Origin of the sequence: Cyclobacterium amurskyense, from assembly GCF_001050135.1 — a bacterium.
Taxonomy (GTDB): domain Bacteria; phylum Bacteroidota; class Bacteroidia; order Cytophagales; family Cyclobacteriaceae; genus Cyclobacterium; species Cyclobacterium amurskyense.
Genome location: NZ_CP012040.1, coordinates 3472439 through 3496279, shown reverse-complemented (window position 1 = coordinate 3496279; position 23841 = coordinate 3472439). Strand labels below are relative to the sequence as shown.

20 protein-coding genes are annotated in these 23841 nt (G+C 38.7%); 8 read left to right on the top strand and 12 right to left on the bottom strand.

Going from position 1 to position 23841, the window contains the following annotated elements; genetic code table 11:
- Positions 1–2: 2 nt before the first annotated feature.
- From CA2015_RS14505 to CA2015_RS14480, 6 genes are all read right to left on the bottom strand, one after another.
- On the bottom strand, positions 3–3044 hold the full coding sequence (locus CA2015_RS14505; protein WP_048642545.1) for a SusC/RagA family TonB-linked outer membrane protein: 3042 nt from the start codon (positions 3042–3044) through the stop codon (positions 3–5).
- Between the two features lie 507 nt (positions 3045–3551).
- Positions 3552–4562, bottom strand: coding sequence for an IS3 family transposase (locus tag CA2015_RS14500; protein ID WP_048640785.1), 1011 nt, complete (start codon positions 4560–4562; stop codon positions 3552–3554).
- A 2-nt stretch (positions 4563–4564) separates the two neighbouring features.
- Positions 4565–4957, bottom strand: a complete 393-nt coding sequence (locus CA2015_RS14495; protein ID WP_048640786.1) for a hypothetical protein — start codon at positions 4955–4957, stop codon at positions 4565–4567.
- A 643-nt stretch (positions 4958–5600) separates the two neighbouring features.
- Positions 5601–6827, bottom strand: coding sequence for an amidohydrolase family protein (locus tag CA2015_RS14490; protein ID WP_048642544.1), 1227 nt, complete (start codon positions 6825–6827; stop codon positions 5601–5603).
- A gap of 148 nt (positions 6828–6975) precedes the next feature.
- Positions 6976–8217 carry an Nramp family divalent metal transporter gene (locus CA2015_RS14485; RefSeq protein WP_048642543.1) on the bottom strand — a complete coding sequence of 414 codons (1242 nt, stop codon included), beginning with the start codon at positions 8215–8217 and terminating at the stop codon, positions 6976–6978.
- Between the two features lie 65 nt (positions 8218–8282).
- The gene (locus tag CA2015_RS14480) at positions 8283–9575 is read right to left on the bottom strand and encodes a dienelactone hydrolase family protein (RefSeq protein WP_205749769.1); all 1293 of its coding nucleotides are present in this window, start codon (positions 9573–9575) and stop codon (positions 8283–8285) included.
- A gap of 908 nt (positions 9576–10483) precedes the next feature.
- On the opposite strand from CA2015_RS14480, the gene CA2015_RS14475 reads away from it, so the two are divergent.
- The 5 genes from CA2015_RS14475 (at position 10484) to tsf (ending at position 13759) form a co-directional block, all read left to right on the top strand.
- On the top strand, positions 10484–10882 hold the full coding sequence (locus CA2015_RS14475; protein ID WP_048642542.1) for a GreA/GreB family elongation factor: 399 nt from the start codon (positions 10484–10486) through the stop codon (positions 10880–10882).
- A 287-nt stretch (positions 10883–11169) separates the two neighbouring features.
- Positions 11170–11613, top strand: coding sequence for a 50S ribosomal protein L13 (gene rplM / locus CA2015_RS14470; protein ID WP_048642541.1), 444 nt, complete (start codon positions 11170–11172; stop codon positions 11611–11613).
- Between the two features lie 12 nt (positions 11614–11625).
- Entirely contained in the window at positions 11626–12012 is a 387-nt protein-coding gene (rpsI, locus tag CA2015_RS14465) for a 30S ribosomal protein S9 (RefSeq protein ID WP_014020963.1), read from the top strand.
- Between the two features lie 45 nt (positions 12013–12057).
- On the top strand, positions 12058–12819 hold the full coding sequence (gene rpsB, locus CA2015_RS14460; protein ID WP_048642540.1) for a 30S ribosomal protein S2: 762 nt from the start codon (positions 12058–12060) through the stop codon (positions 12817–12819).
- A 109-nt stretch (positions 12820–12928) separates the two neighbouring features.
- Complete coding sequence (tsf, locus tag CA2015_RS14455; RefSeq protein WP_048642539.1) at positions 12929–13759, top strand: translation elongation factor Ts; 831 nt, start codon at positions 12929–12931, stop codon at positions 13757–13759.
- A gap of 213 nt (positions 13760–13972) precedes the next feature.
- Here tsf and CA2015_RS14450 read toward each other — a convergent pair whose 3' ends face one another.
- The 3 genes from CA2015_RS14450 to CA2015_RS14440 form a co-directional block, all read right to left on the bottom strand.
- The gene (locus CA2015_RS14450; RefSeq protein ID WP_205749767.1) at positions 13973–15508 is read right to left on the bottom strand and encodes a hypothetical protein; all 1536 of its coding nucleotides are present in this window, start codon (positions 15506–15508) and stop codon (positions 13973–13975) included.
- Between the two features lie 353 nt (positions 15509–15861).
- A complete protein-coding gene (locus tag CA2015_RS14445; protein ID WP_048642538.1) occupies positions 15862–16710 on the bottom strand; it encodes a lysylphosphatidylglycerol synthase transmembrane domain-containing protein in 849 nt (282 codons plus the stop codon).
- Complete coding sequence (locus CA2015_RS14440) at positions 16691–17644, bottom strand: glycosyltransferase family 2 protein (RefSeq protein ID WP_048642537.1); 954 nt, start codon at positions 17642–17644, stop codon at positions 16691–16693. The genes CA2015_RS14445 and CA2015_RS14440 overlap by 20 nt, the downstream gene beginning before the upstream one ends.
- A 372-nt stretch (positions 17645–18016) precedes the next feature.
- Here CA2015_RS14440 and CA2015_RS14435 point away from each other — a divergent pair, with 372 nt between their 5' ends.
- Positions 18017–19111, top strand: a complete 1095-nt coding sequence (locus CA2015_RS14435; RefSeq protein WP_048642536.1) for a Gfo/Idh/MocA family protein — start codon at positions 18017–18019, stop codon at positions 19109–19111.
- Between the two features lie 235 nt (positions 19112–19346).
- A complete protein-coding gene (locus tag CA2015_RS14430) occupies positions 19347–20999 on the top strand; it encodes an ArnT family glycosyltransferase (RefSeq protein ID WP_048642535.1) in 1653 nt (550 codons plus the stop codon).
- A 54-nt stretch (positions 21000–21053) separates the two neighbouring features.
- On the opposite strand, the gene hpf is transcribed toward CA2015_RS14430, so the two are convergent.
- Genes hpf through rpsU form a run of 3 tightly spaced genes read right to left on the bottom strand, consistent with a single transcriptional unit; the run spans position 21054 to position 22526 of the window.
- Positions 21054–21359, bottom strand: a complete 306-nt coding sequence (gene hpf / locus CA2015_RS14425; protein ID WP_048642534.1) for a ribosome hibernation-promoting factor, HPF/YfiA family — start codon at positions 21357–21359, stop codon at positions 21054–21056.
- 32 nt (positions 21360–21391) lie between these two features.
- Positions 21392–22276 carry a tyrosine-type recombinase/integrase gene (locus tag CA2015_RS14420; protein WP_048642533.1) on the bottom strand — a complete coding sequence of 295 codons (885 nt, stop codon included), beginning with the start codon at positions 22274–22276 and terminating at the stop codon, positions 21392–21394.
- Positions 22277–22331: 55 nt separating this feature from the next.
- Positions 22332–22526, bottom strand: a complete 195-nt coding sequence (rpsU, locus tag CA2015_RS14415) for a 30S ribosomal protein S21 (RefSeq protein ID WP_014020953.1) — start codon at positions 22524–22526, stop codon at positions 22332–22334.
- Positions 22527–22812: 286 nt separating this feature from the next.
- Between rpsU and galE the strand changes: the two genes are divergently transcribed.
- Positions 22813–23829, top strand: a complete 1017-nt coding sequence (gene galE / locus CA2015_RS14410; protein WP_048642532.1) for a UDP-glucose 4-epimerase GalE — start codon at positions 22813–22815, stop codon at positions 23827–23829.
- Positions 23830–23841 lie beyond the last annotated feature (12 nt).

The following is a 23841-nucleotide window of genomic DNA, read 5'->3' as shown; positions in this document are numbered from 1 at the left end:
GATTAAAAGGACAGGTCAACACCCAAATTAAAAATTCGACTTTGTGGATAGAATGAACCTCTTTCATTATCCCCTTCCGGATCAAACCATTTGATTTCCGAAATGGTAAGGAGATTATTGCCATTCAGATAAATCCTCGCTGAAGACAAACTTAATTTCTTAAGTAAAGCAGCAGGCAGGTTATAGCCTACTTGAAGGGTTTTGAACCTTATGAAACTTGCATTTTGCAACCAAAAAGTACTTTGAAGCCCACTTGGCTGAGTCCTTGTTCCCAAATCAGGTAGTATGGGATATTTAGAATCCATGCTGCCTGGCGTATATCTATTTTCGATCAATTCAGCCAAACCGTTTACCGCAATTCTTGCATTTTGATGATAGTATTGCCATGCGCCTCCTTGCCCTGCAAAATTGGCAAAAAGCGAAAATTGCCCATAGTTCAATGTACCATTAAGTCCAAATGTAATTTGTGGAATATTGGATTTGTCCATTCTGACCATATCCTGAGAACTAATGATTCCATCATTATTGACATCTCTGTACTGTAGGTGGCCCACTAGAGTCCCCGGGAATACAGGATTTGAATCAACAGCCTCCTGAGTTCGGAAAATCCCGAGTGCTTCATAATATAGTCCTGCCCCTAAGATCCTGCCCTCAGCTTTTTGGTAATCAGGAACATCCTGAGCTTCCGAAATATCAATCACGGTATTTTTATTGAAAGCGATGTTGCCCCCAACTGAATAAGAAAAACCGCTTGGTGATGTAGCTTTTCCACGATGATTCAAAGCCAATTCTAATCCTTTATTCTCAACTATACCTATATTTTCATCTGGCAATTGCAAGCCTGTATAAAATGGAACTTCGAGGTTTCTTTTGGTTAAAATATTTTCACGCCTTTGTTTAAAAACCTCCAAAGTAAAACTTAATCCACCATTCCAAAACATCCCATCCAAACCAAGGTTATAAGTAGTGGCTACTTCCCATGTAACATTAGGGTTTGGTGTCACACCAGGCACTACACCCAATTGAGAGTTAGTAGGTAATCCAAAATGGTACCCATCTAATCCAAGATTGTAAGCAGGCATAAATTGAAAAGGACTAATTCTGTCATTTCCCATTTTACCTATTGAAGTACGTAATTTTAAATCATTGACTCCTGATATGTCTTTTAAAAATTCTTCAGACAATACCCAGGCAGCAGATACCCCAGGGAAAAACCCGAACCTTTTACCTTCTGGGAATACATAAGAGCCATCATACCTTGCATTAAAATCGATAATGTATTTTTCCTGATAGTTATAACTTACCCTACCCAAAATACTTTGTCGAGAAGATTCTGCAGATACCCCATCATTTTGCTGGGTAGCAGGATCTCCTGCAAATAACTCTGATAAGGTTGGAGAAAGGTAGTTTCTTCTAAAGGCTTCATAATACGCATTGCCCCCTTTAGTTTGTTCAGCACCAATAAAAGAGTTGATGTAATGGTCTCCAAATTGTCTTTCATATTTTAACCTGAAATTCAAAAAAGTACTACTGACACTTCTGGTCGATTGGGTCAATTCTGGAGCAGTAATCCTTCCCCCTCGAAGAGGAAGGTATGTATCGTTTGCCATGTCATAATTATAAACAGTCCATGGAGTTCTCCATCTTTTATCTAGAATGTCTTCATTGCTATAAACAAAATAACCATCCAATCCCAATCCTTCCACCCAAGGAGCCTTGATATTGAAACCAACTTTTGAAATAGCTCTCTTGGTTTTTGTATTGTGATCTCCCGAGGCCGAGGTAGTCATTACAGCAGGGTTTAGACCTTGCTCAATACCCGCTGAGGGATAACCGTTTTCATAGTACACCGGCATCATAGGGATTGCGTTCAACCAACCCCACGGATTTTCCGTTCCAGGCTGTGATCGATCATCCAAGCCTAGGTTCAGATCAAGATTTACAGTGATGTATTCATTGACATCGGCATCCATATTTGATCGGATTGTATAGCCTTTGAAATCATGGACCCCCTTCTTAAATATACTATTTTGATGAGAATAGGAACCTGACATTGAGTAGCGTACTGATTCGGAACCGCCTCTCAAACTTAGGTTATGCATACTTTGAAGTGAATAATCTTTTAGAACCTCTTTGTACCAATTGGTATTGGGATAATTGGGATCAGTACCATTTCGGAACAATTCAATTTCCGCATCTGTATACCTGGGATCCTGTCCATCCCTGACCATCATTTCATTAACATAGCCCGCAAATAAAGAAGAGCCCGCTAACTCAGGAAGTCTCGTCGGTTGACTTATACCCTGATTGAAAGTATAACTTAAAGTTGGCTTTCCCTCTTTGCCTCTTTTGGTGGTAATTAAGATTACACCATTAGCAGCCCTAGCGCCGTATATAGCTGCAGAAGCATCTTTTAACACCGAAATTGACTCTATATCATTGGGATTGATCCTTTCCCAACCCGGAGGATTTTGAACCCCATCAACGACCACAAATGGACTGTTGTCTCCAGTGGTATTACTCCCCCGAATCAGTATAGAAGAGTTATCAGCACCAGGTTCTCCGGAACGATTTAAGGCAACCAACCCAGGTAAAAGACCAGACAAAGAGTTGGTTAAGTTTACAGAAGGATTACTAATCACTTGTTCACTTTCCACACTAGTAACAGACCCTGTAAGGGTGGCTTTCTTCTGCGTTCCATAACCTATGACAACGAATTCATCTAGGTCTGCTGTTTCTTCCTCTAATGTAACGTTTATCTGACTTCTGTTTCCAATGCTTACTTCACTAGTAAGCATTCCCACAAAGGAAACAATTAACACTTGAGCATCTGAACCTACACTGAGACTATACTTTCCGTCCATATCCGTGACGGTACCATTTGTAGTACCCTTCACCAAAATGGTGGCTCCAGGGATAGACTGACCATTTTGGCCAGACACCGTACCATTTAACACCCTTGTTCCTTGGGCAATGGCATTTCCGAAATTCATTCCTCCCAACAGGACTAGGAGGATGATTAAATAGCTAGTAGATTTTTTCATAGAGCGTAAGCATTGAGTTAAACCTTATTTTACATAAACTTTAAGTTCAATTTAACCAATAATCAAATTATATAAATTGAAATAGTGAAATTTAATAGCGATAACGTTATCGAAAACCCAAATACTCACCATATGAAAAAAGAAATACACCTAATGTGTAAATATTAAGAGAGCTAATTTATTTTTAATTGGAATAGTTGAAAAACAGGGGTTTATTTAGATATAAAACAACTAACAGTGGTTTATAGCCTGGTTTTCTATTGATAAAAAAGGAAGAGAAAATACAATTTCTCAATAACCTCCTGTCTTAGCTGGTGTAATTGGATTATCCCGAAATATGCAATAGACATTCTATTACGTGCTGAAATCGCTTTAAAATCAGCCAGTTGTTGCTGTTTTCAATTTCACCATATCGGTGCTATGCTAAAACCTCCAAACAGTCTAATTTGTCTCGTCCTGAAAATGGTTGACACTTTTGTTTTTCAAATATAGTAAGTGTTTTAATTTCTAAGAAGTTTCATTTAACTTACAGTACCACGATAAAGCGGAGGCAAGCTCTGCTGAGGAGCAACTTGCCAAGGAATAGTCGTTTGGTCCGATAGCGTTGCTATTTTCAGACCGGGCCTTGACAGGTTCGGTCTTCTTTTTCCAATTATATTTCTTTCCAATAACGCGTTCGGTATCATGCCTTGTAAAACCTTCGTCATGTACTTGGTTAGGTGTTAGATTTCCTAAACTCTCGTGTGGTCTCATATCATTATAGATTTTGATAATTTTAATGATGTATTTTTTCGGGTTGATATTTGTTTCTCCTGCAATATCCTCCAGCCACTCTTCCTTTAGGATTCCATTTACTCTTTCCGCTATGGCATTTTCATGTGGTGAAGCGGGCTTCGTCATACTGATCCAAACTTTCTTCTTTTTCAATAGGTCGGTGTAATCATAACTGCAGTACTGTACCCCACGGTCCGAATGATGGACAAGGGAATAATGGTTAATGTTTTCTTGAGACTGGAAAGCCACCTTCAGGGCTTCAAGTGCTGATTCAGCCTTCAGATCCAGAGAAAGATTCCAGCCCACTATTTTCTGGGAATAAGCATCCGTAATAAGATACAGATACATGACTTGCCCATTTAGTAAAAGGTAGGTAATATCGGAAACCCATAACTGGTTGGGCCTGTAGACAACCATGTTTTCTACCAGGTTATGGTACTTCCTAAGCCAATGATGGCTTTGGGTAGTGAAAAACTTCCTTTTTCTTTTGGTTACTAATAACCCGTTCACTCGAAGCAAATCAAACAGTTTATCCCTGCCTATCTTGATTTTCATTCCTATTAGGTCTTTCTGAATCAGAGGGTTTATCTTTCTCAACCCCCATCTGGATGTTTTGGCCTTCTTTCTGATCTTTAAAACAAGACTCAAGACCACCTCTTCCTCAAATGCCCCGCGGTAAATATAATTTAAAGCTTTATAGTAGCCCTGCCTGCTCTTGCCAAACAATTCACAAAGTTGGGCCAAACTTACTTTTGGTTCTTCTTCTCTGAGTCTTTGAACTGTTTGGCACCAGACTTTTTTTCAAGATCTAGCCCATATTCTTCTTTGGCAATATCTACCATGATCTGGTATGCCCTGCCCTTCAAACGGCTAAGCTTCAGCTCTTCTTCAAGTTGCCTTATACGGGCTTTTAACTCACTATTGGAATCCTCTTTTATTGCCATGTTTTTTAAAATCGGAAGAGGATCTTTAGGAAGCCTTCTTTCAAGACCAGCAAAAATCCTCATCCATTCCAAGATAGCGGATTTGCTTTTAATTCCATAAATATGCCTTGCCTGTTCTTTGCTTAAAGTACCTGAAAGTACTTCCATAACGATTTTTCTCCTTGCATCTTCGGAGAACTTTTGTAATTCACTCATTTTGTCCGATTATAGGTTTACAATTTTTAATTAAATTGTGTCAACCTATTTCAGTACACGACCATTTTCTTGCGATTGCAACACTTCCCGTAAACACGGGACAGGCTTCACCCCTGACATTGTCAGGGCGGAGAAATCCTATTACATAATCCGGGTTAAATATTTGTAACAAGTAATTGTATTATGACATAGGTGGCTGAACCTGTCGAAGTCAGCGGTGTCGGAGTCACTCTTGGCCTATTTAATGAAAGTTGAAAGCTTTCGGCTTCTTGAGTCTAAGTTACGCTTTGCTAAACTTAGACCGGATCAGGATACTTCGATAAGCTCAGTAACCTGACGTACCCTGAAAAAATGGAGTAAAATTTGAAGAGATGTTTTTCATTTGGCAAAGGACTATTCAATAAATTCACTTTTATTCTCTAGGTTTTTGCTAAAGCCAGATAAAACGATATTACCTTAAAAAATGGGCTGAAGCCCATCCCTATTGAATTGCCCCTGAAGGTTTGGATGGGAACCATCACTAAATAAGTCCACCGCCTACCCCGAAAAAATCTGGTATAGGCTGTGAACTTCTTATTTCATCAACTTGATGAGGAAATTGTTATTTTTTTAATCGTCATTAAGCAATAAAACCACAAGGAAATCAAGTCCAGTTAAGTACCTTCTCAGCATTGGTTCTATACAGTTTTTCCAATACATTCTCAGGGAGTTCGAGACCATAGTATCTCCACCAAACTCTACCTGGCATGTGTTCATCCCCACTTTCCAACAAACGCCACCAAGCTTGGTACATCTGTTTATCCAATCCCATATCTGTCCCAAACAAAACCCTATCACTGTACTTGGTCAAAAATTTGGCTGATGCCCTAGGTTGTCTTCCAATTTCATAATCCCTGGCAGAAATGTCCAGATAAAGATTATCGAAATCATCTAACATGGCTCCAAGGCGATTCAAGTCATTGCCCAAATTGGCCATATGACATGCGATAAAGGTGGTTTTTGGATGCTTCACCAATAACTTGGGAAGATAAGTTACCAGCTCATCATATGTCAGGCCGTCTGTGTCATATTTATTGAACTGCTGAAATATAGGCGTCCTTTCCTGGTAAACATCAGGTGGTGTCCAGGCTGAAGGGTGATCGGACTGGTGTACGTTAACAGGTATATTCAATTCTCCACATTTCGCCCAGAATGGATCCAATCTATCATCATCGATGTGCATTCTTTCTTCGGGCTTCAAAGACTGGTCACGAGAGACACCAAAACCCTTGTCTGTCACTTCTCCTACTCCTCTAGCGCCTAATTTATAACAACGTTCCAACTCCTTCACTGCCCTTTCAGGATAATCCGGCTTGTCAATCCCTTCCATTTCAATGCCGCAAAAAAGCTGGAACCTGTCTGCGTAATCGGTCAAATAATAATCAACCATCTTGTCAAATTCTTTCCCGGTAGCCACAGTAAGCACAACTGATTTTTCTACCCCTACTTCATCCATTGTCTTCACCCAATCTTTTATGGCCTGCTTAGGATTTCCACCTTCTTCTATTTCCGTATAGTGATGAACATGTGCATCAATCACAGAAAATTTGGCTTTGGGAATAAATGTTTCCTCAGCGATAATAGTGGATTTAGGTGCATAATCCTTTACCAAAACCCCATCCATGGGACCTGGACCAACGGGCACTCCCGGACCACTCCATGCGCCATATTTCACTTTTAACCACTCAGGGTCAGAGGTCCATTCTTTAGAAAGAGGTGTTTCTATAATTTCTTGCTTCTTTGGCCCACAACCTTGAACATAACTCATCCCGGATGCACCAAGACCTAGTAAACTTGCCTTTTTTAAAAAACCTCTTCTGTTATTTTTCATTTTTATAAATCATTTAGAACGCATCTTATTACCTGGAACTTACCCTTCTATTTAAATAAAATAAGGGTAAAAAGGAAATAGAAAACTTTAATTTCGACTAAAAACTTTACCAAAGGCAAGCCTATAAATGGACTGGTCAATGCAAGTTTTAAATAAATTCAGCAATCGCAAAATAAGCTGTTAGCAGACTAAAGAGAATAACTGCTACCAACCCAATATTCTCTTTCAAGCCAGCCACATGTATCTTCATAACCTCCTTGTTATTAATGAGAAGAAAAACAGGAATAGCTACTGCTGGTAGAATAAAGGCCTGAAAAGCCTGGGAAAAAACCATAATCAATGGAGGTCTGGCATCCAAGAACTGCATACCAAAACCAAACAGTATCCCGATAAATGCCAGCCACCTGTACATAGGTGACTTGATATTTCTGGGCTTCCCAGTAAAATCACTAATCAACCATGGCGCTATCAATATAATAGGGAATACAGTAGATATACCTGCACCCACAATACCCAGTATCAAGATAAAAGCAGCAAACTCTCCTCCTATTGGTTCAAATAACTTGATCATCTCAACTGTGTTATCCAGCTTCAGCCCCATCACATGCAAAGTACCTGCAGCAACTGCCATAATGATCACACTAAGCACAAACATCATGGTAGCAGATACCATAGCATCTTTTTTTTCGTTTTTGAGGTCTTGAATTCCCCATCCTTTTTCAGCTACAACAGTACTTCTAATAATAAATACAGCTGCAGAACAGGTGGTACCTGCAATGGCTGCTATCAATCTCAATACGCCAGGTTCGTCAGGAATAGATGGTGCCATGCCTGAGACAATTGTGGAAAAATCAGGTTTCAATAAAACAAAAACCACGATAAAAGAAATCACCATTAAGGCCACAAAAAACACCAATACCTTCTCGAAAATCAAGTAATTACCATACCAGAAAAGCAGGTAAAGCGCCACCACCAAAACAGATGTAATCCAAAAGGTACTAAAACCTTCTCCTCCAAACAGTAACCTTGATCCTTCCTGAATGAGGTCGGCAATGATTCCAAAAATCCCCATCAAAGCCATTATCTCACCAACCACAAGGGCAATTATGATATAGACTGCCAGTACAGTACCGTATTTCAACTTGTGCTTGATATTAAAGAGGGCCGTATTTCCGGTAACGAGTGTAGTTTTACCGTAAGCCACCATCAATACATAAGTAAACAGGCAAGATAGCACCAATGCCCAAGTCAGCATCATACCGTATTCAGCGCCCACTTTGGCCATTGTAGTAATACTTCCAGTTCCAATATTATAACCGATCAGGAATAACCCGGGACCGATTAGGCTAATGGCAAAAATGAGCTTCTTAAAGAAAACGTTGTCTTTCATAAATGAGTTAAAGTAGGATGAATTGTCTATTTATTTTTAAAAACCTTAAGATAATAAAAGCCTAGTTACTTCAGCCAACGATCAAACCAATCAAAGGCATCTCCTTGCATTTTTTTGTTGAATTGATGACCACCGGGGTAAAAGGAGCACTTGTATTTGTCTTCAGCTCCAGCTTTTTCAAAAACCGAAGAAAGTATTTTATCTGCTTCGTGCATTTCATCCAAAGAGTACAAACCGTCCTCTATTGAATTTTGCACCATGGTAGGTAATGGAACCCTCAAACCTAGAATTTCGGGAAAATCAAGTGCCGGAGGCAATCCTGGAGCAAAAGTCATCCATGTATGGGTAAAAGATTTGTGCAGAACCAAATCCTTCCAAGTAGTCATAAAACCTACGCAAACAGCACATTTTATTCGCGGGTCTAAACCACCCGAAAAAACAGTCCTCATTCCTCCACCTGAAAGGCCCCCACAGCCAACTTTATCAGCCTGAACATCATTCCTGTCACACAAAATATCCAATGCTTTCTGGTCCTCAGCCATAAAAACTCCCGGCCAGCTTGTGCCTGCACTAAAGAGTGACTTGGCCATGGTGTCCTCCTGCCCTTTCGCCCAATTGTTGTAAGCTTTGGCATTTTCTGGCAGATCAGGATTATCATCATTTAAACCCTGTCTAAGATTTTTAGGAACGTCCTTAAGCAATACCCTCCTGCTTGCAAAGGGAAAAGCATCCGGCACCATCACTACATAGCCTCTTTTGGCCACTTCATTGGCCCAAGCCAAATCCTCATAATACATCCTTTGGTGATCTACCATCATAGGATGCCTTTCATCACTTGTCCGGGTAATTTTTCTTTTACCGAAATATTTCCAACCCCCATGGTCATGGAAAGCCATAATCCCAGGCAATTTCCCTTTGGCATTGGCTGGCTTCAACACAATGCCCTCTGACCTACCTCCCGTAGGAAGTACCCAGCTTATTTCTTCTACAGAAAGTCCGTCGTATACGTATTTCTTGTCAATAGTAACCTTTGGTGTACCGCCTAAATCAGGTGCGACCAACTTCTCCTCAGTGATTTTTATGGCCTTATTTTTCCAATCCTCCAAACTTTCCCATTTATCTCTTCGGTAGGAATGACTGGGGATTTTACCATCTAATAAGCTGTTCGCCCATTTACCATAATCACCAATTATGCTCTTGCCCGAATCTTTAGAACCCGGAATTTGATAATTATTCCTCATACCTTGATCTACCAATGGCACCTTACTTTCGGTATCACCGAATGCTTTAACACGATTCATTAAACCTAAGCCTAAAATGCCTGATAATTTCAGAAATAACCTTCTGGTATTTTTCATTTAATGTTAATTTAAACCTCAAATTGAGCAATGACATTTTCATCCAAGCCATGGGATCTTCAAAGCCGATCTATTAAAGATTTCAACTTGTAACAGGTAACAATCAAGTATTGATTCTCCTGATCCTATCGACCTATTACATGGTCTTAACTGATCTGAAGAGTAAATAAAAGACTATATATCCAATCTAAATTTTAAATAAAAGTATCCTTGTGAAAATAATAACGGAAACGTTCTCGAATTTGCAAATAAAAAATGGCATTGCCATTCAAAAGCCTTGCATATTGCTATTATCCATTAAAAAATGGAATTAATACATCTGTTAAATCCATTTTTATTTTATTATTAATCTAACAAACCACGCATTAACCTATACACCTTCTAGCAAAACTAAATCATTAAATTGGGTGCTAATTAGGCAAAAAACCAAAAGAGAAAAAATAACCTAAATCCCTTCCAATCAAATAGATTTTCGAAAGAACAAATGAATACAATAATTGTAAAAATGGAATATATTATTAATTTTAATGAACTTTAATTCAATTCTCTTCGTAAAAGAACATGCGTATTGATTTGAGAAAATTATTATTTATTATAGAGAAAGCCATTATTAGACAATTTCAATATTTTTTTATATCTTGATTTAAATTATCTCATGATTCAACCGTTCAACCATATCGCCGATTTCAACAATGCGCTAACAAGGGTATTGAAGGTGGATTGGATTGTTCTCGCACACAATAAAGCCTTTATCAAATCTCCCTCTACCATATAGATCAAGGTAGGGGGCACCATGACCGGTATTTAGGCTATACACTATTCCTATTTATTATTTACTAGCAAACACCAATGAACCGTAGTGGGAGTTCCACCTTACGGCTAATGGTTGTTTTTAAAATTTAAAAACAATGAAACCTATAGTTAAAGAATCAGATTACAGTACAATTAAGAACATTATTAACAATCTTACTCCTGCCCAGAAAACCAAAGAGGTTGGACAATTGATGAATGAGTTAGAATTGGCCAAAAAGGTACCTGACAAAAAGATCCCTAAAGACGTTATTCAATTGAACTCTTATTTTGAGGTAGAGGTGGGAACCCCTGCACAAATCATTAAGATGACAATGGTGATCCCTAAAAATGCAGATTTAGCCCAACATAAGATTTCCTTATTCTCGCCTTTGTCTGTTGCCTTGATCGGGTTCCGAGAAGGAGCCTCTGTAGATTGGGTACTTCCCGGAGGACTTAGAAAGTTAAAGATTCTAAAAGTAACCAACCAAGTTCAGCAGGAATTGGTGGCCAAATAAGAAAAAAACGAACTGAGATAATTTTAATTGGAGTTAATAAAAAAGGAAATCAAATATAATAACTACTTTGCCTTGCTAAGTAAACGTTTCCAAGAGTTGTTTAAGACCATTTTGCACTAAAAAGGAACGAAAGAAGGTTGAAAGCTAGCTAAAGTAATTAGCTATTCTTGTGAAAATAAGGCAGTAAACTTTGGTTTCTATTGCAATTGAAGGAATTAACTTCTATCTTTGTGTCCCTTTTTGAGGGTGAAATGTATTTAACAAGCTAATTATTAAACATTTACACAGTGAATACTTTAAGCTATAAGACCATATCAGCGAATGACGCCACGGTGGAAAAGGAGTGGGTAGTAGTGGATGCCCAATCCCAGATACTAGGTCGATTTTCAAGTGAAGTGGCAAAAATGTTGAGAGGGAAGCACAAGCCAAACTTTACCCCTCATGTAGATTGCGGAGACAATGTTATTGTTATCAATGCCGAGAAAGTGAGACTTACCGGAAGGAAGTGGACTGAGAAGGTGTATGTTCGTCACACAGGATTCCCTGGAGGACAACGTATCGCTACTCCCAAGATCCTTTTGGAAAAATCTCCTCGAACTCTGGTAGAGAAAGCAGTAAAAGGAATGCTTCCAAAAAACAGACTTGGCAGAAAATTGTACACCAACCTGTACGTTTACGCTGGATCAGAGCATCCACACAGCGCACAGAAACCTAAAGAAGTAAAACTTTAATGCTACCCGTCAATGGAAGTAATTAACAAAATTGGAAGAAGAAAAGAATCCGTAGCCAGGATTTACGTCAAATCTGGTAACGGTAATATCACGGTAAACAAAAGGGCACTTGATAAGTACTTCCCTTTTGAGCTACACCAGATTGTGGTGAAGCAGCCCTTGGTATTGGTCAATGAGGACGGTGCCTATGACATTAATATTAATGTTGATGGTGGCGGAATCAGTGGTCAGGCAGAAGCTATTCGAATGGCAATCTCAAGAGCCCTTTGTGAAATCAACGAAGACCATAGAAGTCCGTTGAAAAAAGAAGGATTCTTAACACGTGATTCCAGAATGGTAGAACGTAAAAAACCTGGACGAAGAAAAGCAAGGAGAAGATTCCAGTTCTCTAAAAGATAATTGGGGATATATATTCCTAAATACTATAAAACAACAATTTAATAAATGGCCAATATCGAATATAAAGACTTACTGGATGCTGGTGTTCACTTCGGACACTTAACAAGAAAGTGGGATCCTAAAATGGCGCCTTATATCTTCATGGAGAAGAATGGTATCCATATCATAGATCTAAACAAAACGCTCGTTTGCCTTGAAGAAGCATCCAACGCAATCAAGCAGATCGTACGCTCAGGCAAAAAAGTTATGTTTGTAGCGACGAAAAAACAAGCCAAAGATTTAGTAGCAGAAGAAGCCAGAAGGCTTAAGATGCCTTTCATTACTGAAAGATGGCTTGGTGGTATGATGACTAATTTTGCCACCATCCGTAAATCTTTGAAGAAGATGTCAACAATAGACAAAATGTCTAAAGATGACTCTTACACTAACCTGGCGAAAAAAGAAAGGCTGATGATCAGCCGTCAAAGAGAAAAGTTGGAGAATGTATTGGGTGGTATTTCCGACCTAACACGACTTCCTGCTGCACTCTTTATTGTAGATATTAAGCGAGAGCACATTGCCCTAGCTGAAGCTAAGAAGCTTGGTATTCCTGTGTTTGCTTTGGTAGATACGAACTCTAACCCTAACGAGGTAGATTTCCCTATCCCAGCAAATGATGATGCTTTTAAATCCATTTCACTATTAGTAAAAGCTTTCGGTGCTGCTATTGAAGAAGGTTTGTCTGAACGTAAGAAAGACAAGGACGATGCTAAACTTTCTGAAGAGGAAGAAGCAAAAAAAGCAGCAGACGCTGAAACAAAAGAATAATCCACTTTGACATTTTATTTACAAAAATTGGACACTGGCACTAGCCTGCTGTTCAATTTTTGTTTTATTGTCATCACCTATATTTAATTAAACAAAAAAATATAAACCAATGGCTATTACTGCACAAGAGGTAAATAAATTGAGACAAAAAACCGGGGCCGGTATGATGGATTGTAAAAAAGCCCTTACCGAAGCTGAAGGAGATTTTGAAAAAGCTATTGATATCCTAAGAAAAAAAGGACAGAAAGTTTCTGCTTCCAGAGCTGACCGTGAAACCAAAGAAGGTGTTGTGGTAACTAGCGTAAGCGAAGATGGAAAAACGGGTACCTTGATTTCTCTTACCTGTGAAACTGACTTTGTTGCCAAAAATGAGGAGTTCTCCACATTTGCAAACGCTATACTTGCTGAAGCAGTAAAAGCAAATGCTAACAGCATTGAAGCTGTTATGGCTTTGCCTTTTGAAGGCATCACTATAGGTGAAAAAATCACTGAAATGACCGGTAAAATCGGTGAAAAAATTGAGGTGTCTCATTTCGAACAAGTAACAGGTGAAGTAGTAGAGCCTTACATACACTCTAATGGTAAATTAGGCGTATTGGTAGCACTTAGCAACACTGCTGGTGCAAATGCTTCTGATGCTGGTAAAGATGTGGCTATGCAAATTGCTGCAATGAATCCAGTAGCACTTGACAAAGATGGCGTTGATTCATCTGTTGTTGAAAGAGAAATTGAAGTTGGTAAAGATCAGGCCAGACAAGATGGAAAGCCTGAAGCTATGTTGGAAAAAATTGCCCTTGGTAAATTGAATAAGTTCTATAAAGAGAACACTTTGCTAAGCCAGGCATTCGTAAAAGACCCTAGCAAAACAATCGCTCAATACCTTGACAGTGTAAGTAAAGGATTGACAGTGACTGATTTCAAAAGAGTTTCTATCGGATAATCCCGACAGTAAACAAACAATATTTAAAGCCTGACCTTATATTTTGGTCAGGTTTTTTTTTATTTTTATAGCTTGTCCCGTCATGAAATAGACCGTTGATCTTCAATTGTATGATGGAATCAGGAAGCCATAACACCTAATCCTAGCTAAAGAATGGAAAAGGTGGATAGTTAATACCCCTTAAAAAGCCATAATACCCCCTATGGGCAAGTGCTAATTCAACTGATTTAACATCTCCTCTACCTTCTTTTCGAATAGGGCTTGCCATTCAGGAGCCAAAAAGGTGTCACTATCTTCCTGTGCCGCGCCTGTATTTCTTAGCTGTTCAGCAGTTGGTGCATAATAGATGTATCCATTGGTATAGCCTGCCACAAAAGTGGACGCATATTTGGATCGCTCTTTAATGTTCAATCCTATTTCAACGGTCAACTCTCCTGGAAAGGTAACCATATAAAAATCACCAATATTCACAGCTAAAATTTCAACTGGAATCATAGGTTCGCCCTGAGCCAATTCATTGTGCATTTTCACCAATGCCAAGTTGGTGTTGACCCGAATGAGTTCTTCCATGATGTAAATATTGTTTTGGTAATTTGTCATGTCATTCTTATTGACCTCATCCCAGGTCTGCAATCCACATGCTCCAATCATGGCTTCATGCATGTATCTGTAGGCATATGCTGAAGGATAAGTCGCTGAATTATTGTGTTCATCCAATAAGCCAAGAAATGTTTTTAAGTTTATATTGGTGCCACGAAAAGATTGAACCAATTTCATTTGCCTGTCCTCTAACGCTTTAATTCGGCTTTGAAAATCGGCCATGGGAAGTTCCATGCTTTCATTGATAAGTTGTATTTTACTGACTTTTTTACTAGGGATTTCCTTTAAGGCATTGAGTACGCTGAGCCCAAGCATATTTCCCAATGGTTCTGCATCTGGAGGTGTACCTACCCCTTTATAGGAGACAGGGTTAATATCTCCTCCGCACCCTTGCAGAAAAAAAGCCATGCTTCCTTCTAGATTATCCTCTATAACCTTCGAAGCAAAACCAATCATATCTGCTGTATTCCCTCCGTTTGGAACGCCTTGTATGGGGTGAACAGCGAAATTATAGATCACTGCCAAATTATCACCATTTAGCTTATCCAACCTTAAAATTCCAATCTCAGGATCAATTGGACCTATTTTGGCAATTTGTTCGTCGGGAGGAAAAGGGTAAGCTCGCCTCATATCTACTTGTTCCCCGTTGGTTAAATAAACCCTCCTATTTTCCATGATTCTATTTTCATGACCACTTCCTGAGCCTGCCTTCACTTTTACCATGTTTTCACTCGCTGCTAAAACGGCTTCTATCGTCAGTTGATCCACATCCTTCCTAACGATTCCATGGCAATGGCTGGCATTAATTAACACATTAGAGGGAGGAATGCCTAGTTTCTTTTGGATTTGACTTCGGACGGTTTTCATGAACCCTTCAGGGATGGGACCAATCCCCTCCACTGCCACAACATCAAGGGTAATAATAACCATCTTTGTAGTTCCATCATCCAAGACCATTGCTTTAGCAAAAAGAGGGTCATTGACGGCTCCTGCGTCCCTATCGGTGATGTCCATTTTGCCCACTCCTGCTCTCATTTGGGCCAATGCAGGTGAACAAAAAACAAGTATAAATAGTAATAAAAAAAATAAATTCTTCGGAAAGATCCGATCCGATTCTGAATGCGCTAAAACCAATATAAATTTCTTCATGTTTTAATTATTTGGGCGTTAAGGCAATATACCCAAATATATTTTTAATTACTCGGGTATTTCTATACTTAAATCTACTGTTATAATCATTATAAACTCTTTGCTGAATTTCGAAAAAGAGAAGAAAAGAGGGTATTGTTTTGCGTGGAAACCAAGATGGGTCTGGCTAATTCCTTTTAGATAAGGTTAAACCCGAAATATGCAATAGACATTCTATTACATAATCCGGGTTAAAAAAACCATTGTCTTCCAACTTCTATACTAAAAAATATCTCTGTATTCTATAGCGTATATGCTATAATCACCTAAAATGTGGAGGATTCAAGGAAATAGAATTTTATTTAGACAATTGTTTACCCTTTGTATTTGACAAAAACACCCGAAAGTGAGGTAAGCATAGAAATAAGGAAGAACAAAAGACTAAAGGCTACAGCCACATTCTGGTCTATTCCAACATACTCATGGGCAAGAACAAAAACCAATTCTCTAGCCCCTACTCCTCCAATCGTTAGCGGTAATACAGATACAGTGCTTGAAACGAGAAACACAAAAAGGTAGGGAATTACTTGTTGTTGCACCCCTAAGCTCATTAAAATAAAATATGCACTGCACAATTGTAGGCCTTGGTTAAGAAAAGAAAAGCCTGTACTCGATGGAATGGTCCTCATGAATTGTTTAAAAAACAGCAACATCACCAAGTAAAACCCTGGGGGAATGGCCACTAATCCTAAAATACCTAGCCAAAACATAGACACCGGGAAATCCCATGGCAGATTCAGAATTAGCATTAGACAAAACATCAACCAAAGTAAAACAGCCAGTCCATTGCCTCTGTCAAGCAATACTGCACTGAGTAATTGTTTAACTGGGATTTTATGAATTTTATTTAGCAAGTAAACCTTGTAGCCATCTCCCCCTATCCCACCGGGAAGAAATAAATTGTAAAACATGCCTATGGCATACAACTTTACATTTTTCATCTCAGGAAGTTGTAGGCCTATGTCCTTGAAATAAATATTTAATCTTATAGCGCTAAAGAATTTAGAAATTACAAAAAGCACCCATGCCAGAAATAACCAACCTGGATTGGAGGATTGGATTACTTTCCAGGTAGTCTTGGTATCTATTTTGTTGAAAACCAGATACAGTGCTAAGCCGGTAAGGAAGATCTTTAGAAAAAATTTAAGCCTCTTTTTTATCACCTTGGAAAATTGCTTTCACTGTATACGTCTTTTTGTTCTGGGATTCGAAATAGGTTCTTACAATTATTTCAGCTACAATTCCAGTTGTGATTAATTGGACTCCACCCAACAACAGGATGAACCCTACCAATAGTATAGGACGTCCCCAAATATCCTCTCCCATAATTTTAAGGATAAGTAGGTAGAAATTAATCAAAACCCCACCTGTGAAAGCAAAGAGCCCCAGGGTTCCGAAAATATGTATGGGCCGCTGAAAATATTTCTGAAAGAAGAGCATCAGAATAAGATCAGCAATTACTTTAAAAGTTCTGCTTAGTCCGTATTTTGACTCTCCATGTATTCTAGGATGATGTTTGACATCTACCTCGGTCATTTTTGCACCTTCCTGCTTTGCTAAAACAGGAATAAACCTATGCAATTCACCGTATAAACCCATATTCTGGGCAATATGCGCTTTATAAATTCTTAAACTACAGCCATAATCAGACAAATAAACCTTAGTGGTATGTCGGATCAACCAATTGGCCATTTTACTTGGTAATTTTCTAAGCACGAAGCCATCCTTTCTATTGGCTCTTCGTCCAGCTACTACATCCCAATCACCATTCCTCACCATGTCAAGCAGCATAGGTATATCGCTAGGGTCATTTTGAAGATCCCCATCCATAGTCACAATGTATTTCCCATTGGAATGGTCAATACCTGCAGCCAATGCTGTGGTCTGACCATAGTTTTTATTAAAAACCAGCACACGAGTCCTGTCATTTGCTAAAAGCTTCATCTTCTCTACTGAGCGATCTGTGGAACCATCGTCCACCAAAATCAACTCATAATCTATTGCCGATAAGGCACTGTACACTGCTTCATGCAAAGGTGCAATATTACCTTCTTCATTAAAAATGGTAATGACAACGGAAATCTCTGGTTGGGTCATGATTCAAAATTTACACGAAATTAATGCTTTTTAAAAGCTGTGGCAAATTGATTGCCTAAAACCTACCCTTAAAAGATCACCAAATTGAGACATCCTTCACTTTTCCACCTTTGACCAAATAGTTAATTTGATTATATTGAATCCAAAACAAGCAATAAATGGATACAAAAGGACTTACTTTGACAATTATTCCAAAAAAAGAATAATTGTCACGCTTTTCTAGCAATGTTATCGACTGTAGCCGTTTATTAGCTAAAGTCAATCAATAACTGGTCAATTAAACAAAAGTCTTTTTTAAAATCTTTTACAATCCTAAACTAGCATACCCAATTCTCTAAATACAGCATATTATTATACCAAAAACCTAACCCTATGAATACCCAATCCAGAAGAAATGCGATCAAATCAATAGCTTTAGGAAGTAGCTTGGCCCTGATCAATCCCTACGAATTATTAGCCGCTAAAAAAGGACGAAAACTAGGTGTGGCCCTTGTAGGTCTAGGCTATTACAGCACCGATCTTTTAGCCCCAGCTTTGCAGCAGACAGAACATTGCTACCTGGCGGGCATAGTAACAGGCACTCCTGAAAAAGCAGTAGCTTGGAAAGAGAAATACCAAATCCCAGAAAAAAACATTTACAATTATGACACTTTTGACTCCATAGCAGACAATCCTGACATTGATGTAGTCTATGTGGTTTTGCCGCCTTCAATGCATGAAGAATATGTGATTAGGGCAAGCAATGCAGGAAAACATGTCTGGTGTGAAAAGCCCATGGCCGTTACCAGTAAGGAATGTCAAAACATGATCAATGCTTGTAAAAAGAACAATGTACAACTCACCATTGGCTACAGGTTGCATCATGAACCAAACACTCAAGAATACAGGTCAATCATCCAAAACAATAAGTTGGGTAAGGTGAAATATGTAAACTGTGCAGCAGGTTACAGAGAAAACAGGACCGACCATTGGAAACAGAAAAAAGAAATGGGTGGGGGCGTAATTTATGACATGGGTGTTTATGCCATTCAAGGTGCCCGATTGGGCATGAACATGGAACCTATAGCTGTGGTATCAGCCAAAGCCATCTCTACCCGACCAGAAATTTATAAAGACGGCCTAGCAGATGAAGTAACGGCAAAACTGGAATTCCCAGGGGCTGTGTTTGCGGACATAAGAACCAGCTTTGCTGAAGGTACTAATTTCATGACAGTGGAATGTGAAAAAGGAGATATCGCTTTGAAACCTTTCTCCAGCTATGGGGGAGCTAAAGGTGAAAGTCCACTGGGAAAAATCAATCATTCCTATGAAGTCCCTTGGCAACAAGCCAGTCAAATGGATGATGATGCCTTGGCCATAATAGAAAACAAAGCACCATTGGTGCCAGGTGAAGAAGGCCTCCGCGACATCCGAATAGTGGAAGCGATTCTCAAGTCTGCCAAAAAAGGTAAAAGAGTAAACCTTTAATTTGATTGGGGTCCTCTAATTCAGCAGGGCAATAAATCGTTGTTTATTGCCCTGCTGAATATTTTTTGCATAAAATCTGGCTCTTAGGCCTCCTACTAATTAAATGCTTTATCCCGAAAATGGCATTAAACAATCTAGCAGTTCTTAAAATCGTTTCAAATTCAACGTTCTTTTAGGTAGAAAACACCTCCCAAGCATTTTATTTTTTTAATTTTACTCCTTATTCTTTTCCGCCATGAACAAAACTCCAGGATGGATTAACTCCTACGGCTTCCCTATGCTAGCATTTTTAGTATTGGTAGGTCCATTTGCGCTAGATTTTCATCTCCACTACCCAGATGAAATGTATTATACTGATGCGGCTATTCGTATGATGCAAAATGGAGACTATCTTACCACCTACCTAGGCAGTGGTGAATTACGATTTAAAAAACCCATACTGACCTATTGGTTCGTTCTTGCGGGCTTCAAGACTTTTGGTGTAGCTGCCTACTCTTCACGGATATTATTTCTTCTATTCGGTGCTGGGATAATCCCTTTGGTTTATCATATTGCTAAGATGGTAGGGAGAAGCAATAAACTCCCTATATGGTCAGCATGGATAGTTGCCACCCACCCAATTATCATATTCAGCAGTACACGTTCCATCCCAGATATTTTACTGGCTTTTTTTATGACTTTGGCTGCTGTAGGCATTACAGGCTTGTTGAAGTATGGAAATAACAGTCCCAAAAAGTACTTCTGGTTTTTTTATTTAGGATTGGCTTTTGCCTTTGAAACAAAGGGATTACCTGCTGCTGCTTTAGGTTTGGTCGCAATTGCCTATATGCTATTCAACCCTTGGCAACGCATCAAACTGATGAAATTATTGTACCTACCTGCAATTGCCCTGGCCTTGTTTATATCCTTGTTTTGGTTTGTCGCCATGTACATGAAATTCGGATCAATTTATTTGGACTCCTTTTTAGAAGATCAAGTTGGCATGCGTGTAGGTAGCAGGATATGGATGATCGTGAAACATTTTATCTTTGCTGTGCTATTGATGGTTGGGCTCTTCCTTCCTTGGGTCAGTCTAAAAATCAAGGCGCTTCCATCAGGGTTAAAATCCATTTTCAGTCAAAACAAAGCATTCTTTGGTTTTGCTATAATCTGGACCTTATCGATCATTGGCATGACAGCGATGGTATCGACCTTCTATGAGCGCTACCTCCTACCCGTTACTCCTATCTCAGCGATTCTCCTTGCGGGGATTGTTTTGAAAACAACTCCTAGACCGACCAATGCCATGAAGCTTTGGACAAAGGTTTTTTTAGGCATTAATTGGCTTGTTCTGTTTGTCGCTTTATTTGCCCATGTGGGACTTGGTAGTTCCTTTTGGATTTATGGCCAATGGATCATTGGCTTTGGTTTAAGCGTTTTGCTATGGAAAAAAGTAAACCAACCGAATTACCAAGTGCAGGTTTTGGGACTTTCTATTCTACTCTTGTTTCTCTCGGTATCATTGGTAACCCATCCCTTATCCATACCTAACCAGGGCAGACAAGTACAAGCCTATATTTCGACTCATGAAATACCTGAAAATAGCAAAATTGCCTTCCTTGGAAACTTACATTATGCTAGTAAAATAAGAATAGGGCTAGGACCGGAATTCTTCATGAAAACATTCTCTTCCTTAGAAGAAGTGCCTGAAAGTTACGCTTATTTCATTTGTGATGAACCTAATAAAAGGGCCCTGGATGGCTTGCTTCCGATTAAAGATGTTGTCAGTTTAAATTGGGATCCTAAATATATAAAGGAGATGATAATGTCCATATTAAACGGTAACACCACAGAGGAAAAGATGAAGTGGGGTAAAAAGTATTATTGGATTGAAAGATTCCCTGCTTAGATAAAAAAAAGGGTTACCAAATGGCAACCCTTTTTTAATTTTTAATGATTATAACTATTGTTTAGATAGAACAAGTTTTTCTTTGTGCTTTTTAATTTGTCTACGAAGGGCTTCTATGGAATCATCAGCTGCCGCTTCAAAAGAGTCGTTTTGATTTTTTGCAAAAAATTGTTTACCTGGTACATTCAGTTTGATTTCCACGATTTTATTTTCACTTTTATCATTTTTATCCAACCTCATAAAAACCTCACCATCAATGATCTGATCATAATAAGTATCTAGTTTATCTGCTTTTTTCTGAATAAAATTGGTCAACTTCTGATCAGCGACGAAATGAATTGAATGCATTTGTAATTTCATAATAATAAACGTTTAAAAGTTAAACTTAATTTTTAAGCTTTTGGATGTGCCTGTTCATACACAGCCTTAAGTTTCTCAATAGAATTATGAGTATATACCTGGGTGGCTGCTAAACTAGCATGTCCCAGAAGGTCTTTAACAGCATTTAGATCTGCTCCTTTATTTAGTAGGTGAGTTGCAAAGGTGTGTCTCATAAGGTGAGGACTACTCTTGGTATTTCGGACAAAAAGATTTAAACATTTCTTGACGATTCTATAAATCATCATGGGATAAGCTTGCTCTCTATTTAATCTAACGATAAAAAAATCATTTTCGTTTTGAATAGAAAAACATTCTTCAAAAACTTTTTTATAGCTAAGGATAGCTATTCTAAGTTCACTAGAAATAGGGATAATTCGGTATTTTTTGCCTTTGCCAAGCACTTTTATCTGTAACTGACTAAGGTCCAAAGCAGACCATCTCAATCCTATCAATTCTGACAATCTAATACCTGTGAGGTAAAGGGTTTGCATGACCATTCGGTCCCGTTGTCCCTCAAAATCATTGTCAAAATTTGCTTGTTCAAGAAGGCGATAAATTTCTTTTTCCTGGATAAAGGCAGGAAGGTTTCTGCCCTTTTTTAATGACCTTATTTTAAAAGTTGGGTCTTGGTTGATGATTTCGGAGTGCAATAAAAATTTATAGAAAGACCGTAAAGTGGCCATTTTTCTGTTTACAGTGGCGACTTCTAGCCCCTCTTCAATTAAATCCACCATCCATGCCCTGATCTCGGCATGACCAGCATCCTCCGCATTTTCCAAGCCAAAAGCTGTATTTATAAAAAGGAAAAACTGTTCCAGGTCCTTTCTATAAGCCAAGACCGTGTGTGGACTTACCCTTTTCTCGTGTTCCAGGTAGCTAATAAATGAAAAAAGCATATCGATGTTTTAGAACATCAATATGCTTAATATTTTTCGAAAAAGAAAGGTTTTCTTATTTACCTTCTTCTTCTTGCATGCGCTGCTTGTAAGCTGCTTTAATTACTTCTGTTCTTCTTGTGATAGAAGGTTTTTCAAAAGCCTGTCTGCTTCTCAATTCACGGATGACTCCTGTTTTATCAAACTTCTTCTTGAAACGCTTTAGCGCTTTCTCGATAGATTCGTTCTCTTTTACGTTAACTACGATCATATAATACACCTCCTTTCAGGGGGCAAAGGTAGAGAATCTTATTGGTAACCCCAAAACAAACACCGATCCTATTAAAATGATATAGCAAATTAGCAAAATCTGAGATGATTTACCGCTAACTAGACGCTAATCCATAGAACTTTAGGGGCTTTTACCTGACAATAATTACAAGGTGAAATTGAATTCAAATTCATAATAATGATTTGAATCTTTAAGTAGATAGGACATGCACAATATATTAAGATTTATTTCTTTCTAAGAATAGGATAAAATTTTATATTTGACAATGGAAAAAATTTTAATAACTGGTGGGGCCGGATATATCGGTTCCCATACGGCGGTGGCTCTTTTGGAAGCCGGCTACCAGCCCATCATCATTGATGATTTTTCAAACTCCGAAAAAAGTGCTTTACTAGGTCTGAAAAAAATTACAGGCCAAGAGATCCCTTGTTACGAAGGTGACTGTAACGATGCTGATTTAATGGATCGGATTTTCACAGAAAACAAACTTTCTGGGGTCATTCATTTTGCCGCTTTCAAAGCTGTAGGTGAAAGCTCAATGCTTCCATTAAAATATTACAATAACAATATAAGTTCCTTATTGGTACTTTTGGCTACCATGGACAAGCATAATGTGGAGAACCTTGTTTTTTCTTCCTCATGTACTGTATATGGACAGCCTGACAAATTACCTGTAAAGGAATCTACACCAAGAAAAAAGGCAGAGAGTCCTTATGGTAACACCAAAAAGATCTGCGAAGACATATTGGTAGATCAGGTCAACAGTAAAGTTGCTTTATCGGCTATTGCACTTCGTTATTTCAATCCTATTGGAGCGCACACTTCCTCAGAGATCGGAGAATTACCCTTAGGTGTTCCTTCCAACCTTGTCCCTTTTGTTACGCAAACAGGTGTGGGAATAAGAAAAGAATTGACAGTGTTTGGTGATGATTATGACACCCCTGATGGTACTTGTGTTCGAGATTACATCCATGTGATGGATTTAGCTGAAGCCCATGTAAAAGCAATTTCACACCTTAAAGGAAAAACAGCTCCATTTTATGACATTTTCAATGTGGGCACCGGCAATGGCAACACGGTAATGGATGTGATTAAAGCTTTTGAAAAAGTAAGTGGAAGACCACTTAATTATAAAGTTGGTCCAAGAAGGCCTGGTGATGTGGTAAAAGTTTGGGCTGACACCTCAAAAATAAACCAAGAATTAAATTGGAAGGCACGATTCAACTTAGAGGAAGCCTTAAGAGACAGTTGGAACTGGCAGCTGGCACTCTCCAAAAAATAAAAAAATAACCTT